Raw genomic sequence first — 12,412 nt, 5'->3', positions numbered from 1 at the left:
TTAGATTTATGAAAAATCCTTTAATAACTATAATTATACCTATTTATAAAGTAGAGCAATATTTGGAAAAATGTGTAGATAGTGTAATCAATCAAGAGTATCGAGATTTGGAAATTTTTTTAGTAGATGATGGTTCTCCAGATAAATGTGGTGATATATGTGAATCTTATGCAAAAAAAGATTCTAGAATCAAAGTAATTCATAAAAAAAATGGAGGTCTTTCTGATGCTAGAAACGTAGCAATAGATGTGGCATTAGGAGAATATATTACATTTGTTGACAGTGATGATTATGTTAGTGATGATTATGTTTCTACTTTGTATGGATTAATAAAAAAGAATGACTGTAAATTATCTGTATCTGGTTATATAAGATTTGGAGAAGATGATGAATTAAAAGATGATAATAAGGTCATAAAAGAATATGTTTTTTCTCCGGAAAATGCTATCAAAGAAATGTTTTATCAACAAAAATTTGATACCAGTGCCTGGGCAAAATTGTATCATAGATCTTTATTTTCAGATGGATTACGTTATCCTGTAGGACTATTATTTGAAGATTTACCAACCACATATAAGCTTTTTCAAAAAAGTGATAAAGTTGCTTTTTCCACTAAAGAAACTTATTTTTATTTAAGAAGATCCACTAGCATAGAAGGGTCTCCATTTAGTCAAAAAAAAATCGATAGCACTATTAAAATAATAAATCAACTAGAATCTGATTTTAGTAACGCTCCTCAATTTAAGAAAGCTCTAAGTTCAAGAATTTTAAATTTTAGTTTTCATATTTTACTTTCAATGCCATTTGATAATGAAAATCGGTTATTTTTAATTAATAAAATAAATTCTTACAGGTCAACTGTTATAAAGGACAAAGAAGCAAAAATGAGATCAAGAATTACTTGTCTACTTTCGTATTTCGGAATTAATAATATAACTAGGATATTAAAAAAAATAAATTATTAATTATGGTCTTACTTAAATTATATTTTCATTTGAATGCCTATTTTTATTTATTTTTATACAAAATAATATATGGTAAATCATTTCAATTTGGAAAAAAAGTTACTTTTAGAAAGGGATTTACACTCATGATAGGAGATAGAGAAGGGAAAGTTATTATTTCTGATGGTGTATTTTTTAATAACTATTGTTCTGTTTGCTCTATCAATAAAATAGAAATAGGAAAGAATACAATTTTTGGAGAAAATGTAAAAATTTATGATCACAATCATAATTATAAAAGTCCTGCTGTTCTCATTAAAAACCAAGGTTATAACTCAAAACCAATTATAATTGGAGAAAACTGTTGGGTAGGATCCAATGTTATGATTTTAAAAGGTGTCAAAATCGGAGATAATTCTGTTATCGGAGCTGGATGTGTAGTTTTTAAAGATGTGAAGCCAGGTTCTGTCATTGTTAATCAGCAAAGCCTCATAAATATAAAAATTTTGAATAATATATAAATCAATCAAATTTTTTTAAAACAATGATTTTAAGACTTTCAAACAAAAAACTTTTTGTTTTTATTATCTTTTTTTTGATGTTTTTTTCTGTCAAAAGTCAGATAATCAAAGACTCATTAAAAGTCGAAGTTGATTTTAACAAAAAACTTGGAAATGTAAAGTCTATGTCTGGGTTTTTACATTACGATAATATCAGACTTCTTGAAAAAAATATAAAAGAACTCAGGCCAAAATATTGGCGTACAGGTATTCGCTGGTCTGAAAAATCTCCGGATGACATAGCATACCTCCAGAGTTTTGGTATAACTCCAATCTTGGTAATCTCGGATTTGTACGGCTATCCCGGAATAAAAAATAATAAAAATTGGCCGCATCCGCTACGAACAGATAATTTGAAAAATATAATTACAGAAGTATATAATAAATTTAAAAATACTGTTATCTATGATATTTGGAACGAACCTTTTCATCAGGCAGGATTCGGAGATTTTGATCCAGATGAGTATTACCAGATATTTAAGAAGGCTCATGATATTATAAGAGCACTTCCTGGAGGAGATAAAGCTTTGATTACAGGTCCATCATTTGATAAATATGATGAAAAAGAGATGGAAGATTTCTTGAGATTCTGCAATGATAATAAAATAAGAGTTGATATTCTTAGTTGGCACGAGTTAAGAGATGGCGAATATTCGCAAAGCTTTACAGACGATGTACAGAAACTTAAGCATAATATTATTCCTAAATATCCGAATGTCAAAATAAAAAGTATAATATTGAATGAAATTATCAATCAATATGCACAGTTTTCTCCTTCAAAAGTACTGAGTGTCCTAAATATGTTAGAATATAATAATATTGACGGGGCGTGTAAAGCTTGTTGGGTAGAAAGTGACGGTGTCTTCAATTGTAACAATTCTATAAATGGTCTGCTAACAAATAAGCAAGAAAAGAGGTCTGTCTGGTGGGCTTATTACTTATATAATAAAAGTACAAATAACAGAGTTGGGAGTATAAGTAATTCATCTAGTATATCATCCTTTGCTTATTATGATAAAAATGGAGAATACCTTATTATTAATAATAATAGCGGACAAAAAATACAAAATGTCAAAATTGTCTTAAAAAATTTGATCAAGATTTATAAAAATAAAAAAAGATTGAGATTTGATGTTTTTGTTTTACCTGATACTGGGGAAAAGCCATTAGAAAATTTAGTTTTTGAAAAAAATGGTAATATAATTGTTAATGAAAAAAAATCCATTATTGAACTGAATAATTTGAATCCCCAAACAGTATATTACATCTCTATAACAAATGGTATAAAAACTCAGGTTGAAAAATAATAAAGGATAAATGAAAATTGCTGTAATACACGATTGGCTCGATAAATATGGAGGAGCAGAAAGAGTTGTAAACTCATTGGATAGCTGTATAAAGTTCGATTATTATTTTGCATATGCAGATATTATGACAGATGGAGATAAGATTAAAATGTTTAATGGTAAAATTCCGAATGTTTTTTCGAGTCGCTTATTGAAAATTTTAGGAAAGAATTTTCGTTATGCATTACCTTTTTTTCCAATAATTAGTAAACTATTTAATAAGCAGCAAAGTAAGTTTAATTCAATTGATTTGGTTATCAGTTCTTCCTGGTGCTTAGCAAAGGGTTTTAGAATTAATAATGAAAAGCATATTTGCTATATGCAGGCAAGAAATTTCAAATATGTTTGGGACGAATATGATAATTATTTTAAGGGATCTCTTGGAATATTATGTAGACCTCTTCGAAAATATCTTCAATCTTTTGATAAGCGTATGGCACAGAATCCAGAATATATAATAGCAAATTCTGAATATGTTCAAAATTGGATAGAAAAAAATTATAATAGAAAGTCAGTTGTCATATATCCGCCTGTTTCTATAGATAAATTTAGTTTACGTACAACAAGAATACAAGATGCAGATTATTATGTTACCGTTGGTAGATTAGTTCAATATAAAAGATTTGATTTACTAATAAAAGCTTTTATTAATTTAAATAAAAAATTAATTATTATTGGAGATGGTTCTGAAAAAATAAAATTGGAAAAACTGGCAAAAAATCACAGTAATATTATTTTTAAAGGTTTTTTAAACTCTTATGAAATTAATAAATATATAAAAGAAGCAAAAGCTTTTGTTTTTTCATCTCTAGAAGATTTTGGAATAGCGCCAGTAGAGGCACAAGCTTGTGGTACGCCTGTAATAGCATATGGAAAAGGTGGCGTTCTGGAAACCGTTGTAGATGGAGAAACAGGCATTTTTTTCCATAACCAAAATGTTAAAGATATAGAAGATGCTGTGATTACTTTTGAAAAAAAAATCTTGCATTTCAATCCGGTAATAATTCGGGAAAATTCCAAGAAATTTAGTCAGGATGTTTTTAAAATTAATTTTAGATCTTTTTTAGAAAAAGAAAATATTGCGTTCTTGTAAATTAAATAAAAAAGCGAACATCCACAGTCTGTCATAATTTGTAATTTTAGTTTTCCGATATTAAGTGATATTGAACATTTTAAAGCAAACACCTTTACAAAACTTTAAAACGCTCATTAGTTTAGAAAATCAGAACTTATAAGGTATAAACAAATGTTGTGACCAATAGCGGATTATTTAAAAAAAAAATTGAAACTTATATTTATGAAAATAAAGCAAACACCACTTAAAGATTGTTACGTCATAGAACCCACTATCTTTGAAGACGATAGAGGCTATTTTTACGAAAAATTTAATGAGCAGAAATTTCAAGAATTGACAGGAATGAATGGGCATTTTGTTCAGGATAATATTTCTACATCTAGTTATGGTGTTCTTAGAGGATTACATTTACAAAAAGGAGACAAAGCCCAAGCAAAATTAGTATCTTGTTTGGAAGGAAAAGTTTTGGATGTGGTAGTTGATCTTAGGGAAGATTCTCCTACTTTTGGTCAATGGTTTTCTCTTCAGCTTACAGGTGAAAATAAATTACAATTATATGTTCCTAGAGGTTTTGGTCATGGTTTTTCGGTATTAAGCGAAACTGCCGTTTTTTTTTACAAATGCGACAATTTTTATGATAAAGTATCTGAAGGCGGAGTACTTTGGAATGATAAAGAACTCAATATAGATTGGCAGCTTCCTCATGGTGATATTATTCTTTCTGATAAAGACAAAATTTTGCCATCATTTTCTTTGAGAAATTTTTAATATATTAGAAGCCTATAAAGCAGAAGTTAGGATTGTAAAATATGTCAGTTTATTTTTTTAAACATTTACAGAGAATTTTTTTGATAGTAGATTATATTATTATCAACATGCTTTTCATTTTTGGAAAATTATATTTTTTTGAATTTACCGAAAGCGATTTTGAGCAAAATTTTCGTACACAGTTTATTCTTCTCAATTTATCTTGGCTTGTAATCACAATTATTACAAAACCGTACAAAATTTTAAAAATCAGAGAATCGTCATTAAATTTTAATGCACTAGCAAAATCTTTCATTTTGCTTGTTCTCTCAACAGCAGTTTACCTAAGTCTTATATTTTCTGTGAAAATTAATTACAGAAATATTATTCTATATTTTCTTTTAATCGGGTTTTTTATGACCCTTACAAGATTTATTTTATTCTTGTATAGGAAAAAAAACAGAGTAAAACTTGGCAGGAAGTTTTATTCATTCAATACTGTACTTGTAGGCGAAAATAAGCTCTCAACATCACTTTTGGCAAATAAGTATTTACGAAGATCTTTAGGCATCAGAGGTACGTATAATGAGGAAAATAAGGAAACAAAAAACCAATATTTGGGAGATGTCAATAAACTGTTACAAGACATTGAGAATACTAAAATAAGCAGTATAATATTCTGTGACGATAATATTGAAGTTGATATTTATAAAGAGATTGTAGAGGTTGCGGAACATAAAATGATAAGAATTTATATGGTTCCAGATTTCAAATATGCAAATCTAGGCCCTAATTATTTTGATGTAATTCACGAAATCCCTTTTCTTAAACTAATACGAGAGCCACTTTCAAATTCCAAAAAACAGCTCTTAAAAAGAATGTTTGATATAGGATTTTCACTCTTCGTTATAATATTTTTGTTATCATGGTTAATTCCTATTGTTGCATTGATTGTAAAATTAGAAAGTAACGAATCACCATTTTTTCTTCAAAAAAGATCGGGTCTTAATAATGAGCCGTTCAATTGTATTAAGTTTAGAAGTATGAAGAGCAATAAAAATGCTGATCTTCAGACTGCAATAAAAAATGACTCCAGAATTACCAAGTTTGGTGCTTTTATACGAAAAACGAGTATAGATGAACTTCCTCAGTTTATTAATGTGTTTCTTGGTGAGATGTCGGTTGTTGGTCCAAGACCACATATGTTATCTCAGACAGAAATGTATTCCAAGATCACAAAAAAGTATATGACAAGACATATTGTGAAGCCGGGAATTACAGGTTGGGCACAAGTAACGGGTTCCAGAGGAGAGATATTTTCTCATAGAGATATGGAGAAAAGAATTGAAAAAGATGTTTGGTATATTCAGAACTGGTCTTTCTTTTTAGATATGAAAATTATCTTTTTAACGTTATATAATATTGTGAAAGGTGACGATCAAGCTTATTAAATGGAATTTTACATAAATTATTGTTTATAATAAGTCTAAATAGAGAGCCGAATCTTTCGGTTCTTTTTTTATGCGTAAATTTGCACCCACAAAAATTACTGATTACTAATTACTTATTATTCAATATAAAATGCGCACAAAATCTGTAGGTAAAAAGAAGATAAACATTGTAACGTTGGGTTGCTCCAAAAACGTTTACGATTCTGAAGTGTTGATGAGCCAGCTGAAAGCCAACGGAAAAGAAGTTGTGCACGAAGACAGAGGTGATATCGTAGTGATAAATACTTGCGGTTTTATCGACAACGCAAAAGAAGAGTCAATCAATACTATTCTGGATTATGTTGAGGCAAAAAATAGAGGAGAAGTAGAGAAGGTTTTCGTTACAGGTTGTCTTTCCGAAAGATATAAACCAGATTTAATAAAAGAAATTCCTGATGTTGATCAATATTTCGGAACGAGAGATCTTCCTATATTGTTGAAACATTTAGGTGCAGATTATAAGCATGAATTGGTTGGTGAAAGATTAACCACCACTCCAAAGCATTACGCTTACCTTAAAATTTCTGAAGGTTGCGACAGACCTTGTTCGTTTTGTGCTATTCCTTTAATGAGAGGAGGTCACGTTTCTACGCCGATTGAAAAATTGGTAAAAGAAGCTCAGAAATTAGCAAAGGTAGGAGTTAAGGAATTAATTCTAATTGCTCAGGATTTAACATATTACGGTTTAGATATATATAAGAAGAGAGCTTTAGGTGAACTATTAAAAGAATTGGTAAAAGTAGAAGGAATTGAATGGATTCGTCTTCATTATGCATTTCCAAGTGGTTTTCCGGAAGATGTGTTAGATATTATCCGTGAAGAGCCGAAAGTTTGTAATTATATAGATATTCCTCTTCAGCACATTAATTCTGATTTGTTGAAATCAATGAAAAGAGGAACAACTCACGAAAAAACAAATGCACTTTTAGATAAATTTAGAGAGAAAGTTCCGGATATGGCAATCAGAACAACTTTAATTGTTGGCTATCCTGGAGAAACTGAAGAAAGATTCCAAGAACTAAAAGAATGGGTAAGAGAGCAGAAATTCGATCGATTGGGATGTTTTACTTATTCTCACGAAGAAAATACGGGAGCTTATGTTTTAGAAGACGATATTCCGCAGGAAGTGAAAGAGGCTAGAGTAGAAGAGATCATGGAATTGCAGTCTCAAATTTCTTGGGATAAAAATCAAGCAAGAATTGGAGAGGTTTATAAATGTGTTTTCGACAGAAAAGAAGGAAACTATTTCGTAGGTCGTACAGAATACGATTCTCCGGATGTTGATAACACTGTATTAGTCTCTGCGGAGAATACTTATATTTCGATTGGAGACTTTGCCAATGTAAAAATTACTTCCGCAGAAGAATTTGATTTGTACGGAGAGCTTGTTTAAGCAAAATATAAAAGTAAAAACCAATGATTTTTCATTGGTTTTTTTATTTTCGTTAAAGTTCCTTTTTATTTTTTAGTTAAATCTCTGATAAAGATATTGACCAAATTCTTTTCCCACCGAAAAAATCGAAATGAAAAGGACCACCAAAACAAGGATAAGAAGCATTTTGTTGCTTTTTAATTTTCTTTTAATAACTTTTGTTTTGTTAATAAGTATTCATTGTTTTAAAGAAATTACATGGAATTTTACAAATATTTTATTTTATTTAAAATATTGATTATCAATCAATTATTATTTTATGAAATTCAATTTTCGACTTATTTAGTTAATTATGTTAACTTTTAGGGTGTTTTTTTAACGTTTTTTAACACCATGCTTTAAAATCCCTATTTATAGGCAGTTACATGATTAATTAAGTTTTATTTAAGTTTTATTTAACGTTTGTTAACATTTAAAATAGGTAGCTAAAAAGTTTCAATATACTTTTGCCTCGTCAAACAAGTAAAAGTTCAACATGATGAAAAGATTCATTCTCGTAATCATAATGATGATTTCAACACTAGGTATTTATTCTTTCAAGAACAGTGCCGAAGATGCGAAGAAAACAAGTTATGCGTCGTACTACCACGACAAATTTAATGGTAGAAAAACAGCAAGCGGAGAAGTTTTTAATAACTCAAAATTAACCGCAGCGCACAGAACGCTTCCTTTTGGAACCGAAATTAAGGTAACCAATCTGAACAATGGAGAAGAGGTAATTGTAACGATTAATGATAGAGGGCCTTTCCATTCATCAAGAGCATTAGATATGTCTAAAGCTGCGTTCGATGAAATTGGGGGAACACAAAAAGGTATTATCCCAGTAGAGTACGAAATTGTCGATTAAATTTAATACGATTCTTAGAAAATTAACAAAGCCAGCTAAATTTAGCTGGCTTTTATGTTTTTAGAGGTTAAATTCAATTAAAGCAGGGCAATGATCAGAATGTACGGCTTCCTTTAAAATAACGGCTCTTGAGAGTTTATCCTTTAAAGAATATGAAGCAAAATTATAATCCAGTCTCCATCCTTTATTATTAGCTCTTGAATTTTGTCTGTAACTCCACCAAGTATAATTGTCCGGTTCATTATTAAAGAACCTGAAACTGTCAATCAATTCGCATTCTTCGATGAAATTGGTCATCCATTCTCTTTCCATCGGTAAAAAGCCTGAAGTATTTTTTAAACCAACCGGATTATGAATATCAATCGCCTGATGACAGATATTGAAATCTCCGGAAATAATCAGATTCGGAATTTCTTTCTTTAAATTTTTAATATAATCTAAAAAGTCATGGCAAAACTGCATTTTAAATTCCAGTCTTTCAATATTTGAAGCAGACGGAACATAAACTGAAATCACAGAAAATTCATCATAATCAGCTCGAATAATTCTTCCTTCATTATCATAACTTTCAATTCCGCAACCATATTCTATATGATTGGGCTTTGTTTTAGATGCGATACCGACTCCACTGTAGCCTTTTCTCACCGCAGAATGCCAATAACTATGATAACCTGCTTTTTCAAGGCTTTCGATGTCAATCTGATCATTTCCGGCTTTGCTTTCTTGAATGCAAATAATATCGGGGTCAGCGGTTTTTAACCAGCCTAAAAAATCTTTCGTAAAAGCGGCTCTGATTCCGTTGACGTTGTATGTAATTAATTTCATAAATCAAAAATAAAGAATTCGGGCGGAAAAAATCTTAGATTTTTTCCGCCCGAATTAAAAGTATTCAATGTATATTAAAACTTATTTTGGCTCAAGAACGCTAATCGGAATAATACATTCTTCCAAAGAAATTCCACCGTGCTGATACGTTTCTTTGTAATAATTGACGAAGTGATTGTAATTTTTAGGATAAGCTAAAAACGTATTATTCTTTGCAAAAATATATTTCGAACTTAAATTTCCTTTCGGTAAAAATAATTTCTCAGGATTACTCACTGCCCAAACATCTTTATCATCATACGTCAAGCTTTTTCCTGTTTTATAACGGATGTTGGTTGACGTTTCTCTGTCTCCAACAACACGACTTGGCTTTTTCACATAAACCGTTCCATGGTCGGTTGTAATCACTAATTTGAAACCGCTTTCTGCAGCAAGTTTAATAATCTTAATTAAAGATGAGTTTTCAAACCAGTTTGAAGTCAAAGATCTGAAAGTTTTATCATCTCTGATCAATTGATCAACAATATGATTATCTGTTTTTGCGTGTGAAAGAATGTCAATAAAGTTGTATACAATAACCAAAAGATCATTATTTTTATGTTGATTAAAGTCATCGTATATCTTTCTTTCAAAATCGGCATTTAAAACTTTAAGATATTTCATCGATTTTGAACTTAAGCCAACTCTTTTCATTTGATCTTCCAGGAAGTCACGCTCAAATTCATTTTTATTTCCATCTTCATTGTCATTAAACCATTTATCAGGAAAACGTTTTTCAATTTCCGAAGGTAAAAGTCCGGCAAAGAAAGAGTTTCTCGCATATTGAGTCGCAGTTGGAAGGATACTGTAATAATAATCTTCAGAAACTTTATTGTAATATTTTGTGAAAAGAGGTTCAATCACTTTCCATTGATCGTAACGCAGGTTATCAACCATCAAAAGAAGTACTTTATCTTTTTCAACTTCCGGTTTCACTTTATCTTTAAATAAGGTATGACTCATCATAGGCTTATCTGAACCATTCAACCAGTCTTCGTAATTGTTTTCAATAAATTTAGCAAACTGAATATTGGCTTCTTCTTTTTGTGATTGTAAAAGATCTGCAAACTCGTTATCGGCAACTTTGTCAAATTTCAATTCCCAATTCACAATTTTTTTATAATATTCTGCCCAATCTTGGTAGGTTCTCAAATAAGAAAGCTCCATGGAAAGACTTCTGAATTCCTGTTGATATTGAAGAATCGTTTTTTGCTCAACCAAATTGTCTTCCTGAAGATTTTTCTTTAACGAAAGTAAAATCTGATTAGGATTAACTGGCTTTAAAATATAATCGGCAATCTGGGAACCGATTGCTTCTTCCATGATGTGTTCTTCTTCACTTTTGGTGACCATCACGATTTTCAGAGAATTATCTTTCTCTTTGATCATCGGGATAGCTTCCAAACCTGAAATTCCCGGCATATTTTCGTCGATTAATGTTAAATCAAATTTTTCTGAATCCATCAATTCCAAAGCCTCATTTACATTGTTCACGGGAGTTACGTGATAACCTTTCTTTTCAAGGAAAACAATATGTGGTTTTAGTAAATCTATTTCATCATCAATCCATAATATTTTGTCTGACATACAAGTTTATTTTTTATGCGGATTAAACTATCAAAACTGTAACCAAAATTTGGTAAAAACTGCCAAATAAAAAGGCATAAAAGTTAAATCTTAGTTAAAGATTTCAGATGTAAATTCAATCCTGAATTATCGCATGAAGATAAGATAAATAAGGCAATTTGTAAACAAATTTTAATGTTTATATTCTAAATAATAATTGTCAGTTTTCTTCGAATTGACTTTAAAAACCTAATTTTGCAATAGTCTCAGAACATTTCTATGCAGAATAAGCTTAAAATCATCAACGATCCCGTTCACGGTTTCATAAAAATTCCTCACGAAATCTTATTTGATGTCATTGAACATCCGTATTTTCAAAGACTAAGAAGAATATCGCAGACCGGACTTTTAAATTTAATTTTTCCTGGAGCAACCCACACAAGATTTCATCATGCAATTGGTGCGATGCATTTGATGTTTACTGCTTTGGAAACTTTAAAGCAAAAAGGTATTGACATTTCACTTGAAGAAGAAAAAGGTGCAATGTTGGCGATTTTGATGCACGATATTGGTCATGGTCCGTTTTCTCATGCTTTGGAAAGTATGTTGATGGATGATTGGCATCACGAAAATCTATCTTTATTATTAATGAATAGATTGAATGATGAATTTGACGGGCAATTATCAACTGCAATTGAAATGTTTCAGGGAAAATATCACAGAAAGTTTTTCAATCAGTTAATCAGTTCACAATTGGATGTTGATCGATTGGATTATTTAAACAGAGACAGCTTTTTCACAGGAGTTTCGGAAGGAAATATCAATACACAAAGGATTATTTCGATGATGAACGTTTGCAAAGAGGAATTGGTGATTGATGCGAAAGGAGTTTATTCGATTGAAAATTTCCTGACGGCCAGAATGTTTATGTATTGGCAGGTTTATTACCATAAAACTTCAGCTTTGGCGGAATTTATTTTGGTGAAAATCTTGGAAAGAGCAAAATATTTAGTTTCAAAAGGTGTTGATTTGCCTGCAACCGAAAATTTAAAATATTTTTTAAACCGAGGAAAAAGTGTAGCAACTGATGAAGATGTAGAGCGTTTTACACAGTTGGATGATAACGATGTGATTCAGGCAATGAAAATTTGGCAGAAATCAGACGATTTTATTCTTTCTTATTGGTGTAAATGTGTAATTCAGCGAAATCTTCCGAAGACAATTATTTCGTCACACCCTTTTGACGAGAAATTTATTGAAGAAAAGATAAAAAACACCAATGATTTTTTTGGAATTGACAACGGGAATGAACTTGTACATCAGATAAACAGAAGTTTACTTCCTTATGATACTGAAAAACAGCCGATTTATCTTCTTCAAAAAAGTGGTGAAGTCTTAAAATTAGACGAGTCCGAAGATCAGCTTTTATCGGGTTTAATTGTTCATAAAACTCGAAGATACATCCTTGCTTTTCCGAGACTGTAACGGTGAATTTTCTTAAATAATATTAAAATCGATATTCCATAAACTAAAAAATGTTT

Annotated in this window: 11 protein-coding genes; 9 read left to right on the top strand and 2 right to left on the bottom strand. The window is 30.3% G+C overall.

The window, feature by feature from the left end:
* Positions 1–8 precede the first annotated feature (8 nt).
* From OEA66_RS03850 to OEA66_RS03815, 8 genes are all read left to right on the top strand, one after another.
* On the top strand, positions 9–965 hold the full coding sequence (locus OEA66_RS03850) for a glycosyltransferase family 2 protein (RefSeq protein WP_267280139.1): 957 nt from the start codon (positions 9–11) through the stop codon (positions 963–965).
* 2 nt (positions 966–967) lie between these two features.
* Complete coding sequence (locus tag OEA66_RS03845; protein WP_267280138.1) at positions 968–1,465, top strand: acyltransferase; 498 nt, start codon at positions 968–970, stop codon at positions 1,463–1,465.
* Between the two features lie 23 nt (positions 1,466–1,488).
* Positions 1,489–2,811 carry a GH39 family glycosyl hydrolase gene (locus OEA66_RS03840; RefSeq protein ID WP_267280137.1) on the top strand — a complete coding sequence of 441 codons (1,323 nt, stop codon included), beginning with the start codon at positions 1,489–1,491 and terminating at the stop codon, positions 2,809–2,811.
* Between the two features lie 10 nt (positions 2,812–2,821).
* The gene (locus OEA66_RS03835) at positions 2,822–3,943 is read left to right on the top strand and encodes a glycosyltransferase (protein ID WP_267280136.1); all 1,122 of its coding nucleotides are present in this window, start codon (positions 2,822–2,824) and stop codon (positions 3,941–3,943) included.
* 204 nt (positions 3,944–4,147) lie between these two features.
* Positions 4,148–4,693, top strand: a complete 546-nt coding sequence (rfbC, locus tag OEA66_RS03830) for a dTDP-4-dehydrorhamnose 3,5-epimerase (protein WP_267280135.1) — start codon at positions 4,148–4,150, stop codon at positions 4,691–4,693.
* A 41-nt stretch (positions 4,694–4,734) separates the two neighbouring features.
* Positions 4,735–6,123 (top strand): exopolysaccharide biosynthesis polyprenyl glycosylphosphotransferase, encoded by a 1,389-nt coding sequence (locus OEA66_RS03825; protein WP_267280134.1) that lies wholly within the window; start codon positions 4,735–4,737, stop codon positions 6,121–6,123.
* A gap of 130 nt (positions 6,124–6,253) precedes the next feature.
* Positions 6,254–7,555 (top strand): 30S ribosomal protein S12 methylthiotransferase RimO, encoded by a 1,302-nt coding sequence (rimO, locus tag OEA66_RS03820; RefSeq protein WP_267280133.1) that lies wholly within the window; start codon positions 6,254–6,256, stop codon positions 7,553–7,555.
* Between the two features lie 514 nt (positions 7,556–8,069).
* A complete protein-coding gene (locus OEA66_RS03815; protein ID WP_267280132.1) occupies positions 8,070–8,441 on the top strand; it encodes a septal ring lytic transglycosylase RlpA family protein in 372 nt (123 codons plus the stop codon).
* 60 nt (positions 8,442–8,501) lie between these two features.
* Here the strand turns inward: OEA66_RS03815 and OEA66_RS03810 are convergent, their stop codons facing one another.
* Positions 8,502–9,266: an exodeoxyribonuclease III gene (locus tag OEA66_RS03810; RefSeq protein WP_267280131.1), complete on the bottom strand. Its 765-nt coding sequence runs from the start codon at positions 9,264–9,266 to the stop codon at positions 8,502–8,504.
* An 81-nt stretch (positions 9,267–9,347) separates the two neighbouring features.
* A complete protein-coding gene (gene porX, locus OEA66_RS03805) occupies positions 9,348–10,892 on the bottom strand; it encodes a T9SS response regulator signal transducer PorX (protein ID WP_267280130.1) in 1,545 nt (514 codons plus the stop codon).
* A gap of 258 nt (positions 10,893–11,150) precedes the next feature.
* On the opposite strand from porX, the gene OEA66_RS03800 reads away from it, so the two are divergent.
* Entirely contained in the window at positions 11,151–12,356 is a 1,206-nt protein-coding gene (locus OEA66_RS03800; RefSeq protein ID WP_267280129.1) for an HD domain-containing protein, read from the top strand.
* The last annotated feature ends 56 nt before the right edge of the window (positions 12,357–12,412 follow it).

The organism is Chryseobacterium luquanense, from assembly GCF_026460945.1.
GTDB lineage: Bacteria > Bacteroidota > Bacteroidia > Flavobacteriales > Weeksellaceae > Chryseobacterium > Chryseobacterium luquanense.
The sequence above is the reverse complement of the archived record's forward strand: the minus strand, read 5'-3'. Positions and strand labels throughout refer to the sequence as shown.

Coding starts and splice junctions, on each gene's coding strand:
- OEA66_RS03850 (WP_267280139.1), top strand. CDS start 9: ATGAAAAATCCTTTAATAACTATAATTATACCTATTTATAAAGTAGAG.
- OEA66_RS03845 (WP_267280138.1), top strand. CDS start 968: ATGGTCTTACTTAAATTATATTTTCATTTGAATGCCTATTTTTATTTA.
- OEA66_RS03840 (WP_267280137.1), top strand. CDS start 1,489: ATGATTTTAAGACTTTCAAACAAAAAACTTTTTGTTTTTATTATCTTT.
- OEA66_RS03835 (WP_267280136.1), top strand. CDS start 2,822: ATGAAAATTGCTGTAATACACGATTGGCTCGATAAATATGGAGGAGCA.
- rfbC (WP_267280135.1), top strand. CDS start 4,148: ATGAAAATAAAGCAAACACCACTTAAAGATTGTTACGTCATAGAACCC.
- OEA66_RS03825 (WP_267280134.1), top strand. CDS start 4,735: ATGTCAGTTTATTTTTTTAAACATTTACAGAGAATTTTTTTGATAGTA.
- rimO (WP_267280133.1), top strand. CDS start 6,254: ATGCGCACAAAATCTGTAGGTAAAAAGAAGATAAACATTGTAACGTTG.
- OEA66_RS03815 (WP_267280132.1), top strand. CDS start 8,070: ATGATGAAAAGATTCATTCTCGTAATCATAATGATGATTTCAACACTA.
- OEA66_RS03810 (WP_267280131.1), bottom strand. CDS start 9,266: ATGAAATTAATTACATACAACGTCAACGGAATCAGAGCCGCTTTTACG.
- porX (WP_267280130.1), bottom strand. CDS start 10,892: ATGTCAGACAAAATATTATGGATTGATGATGAAATAGATTTACTAAAA.
- OEA66_RS03800 (WP_267280129.1), top strand. CDS start 11,151: ATGCAGAATAAGCTTAAAATCATCAACGATCCCGTTCACGGTTTCATA.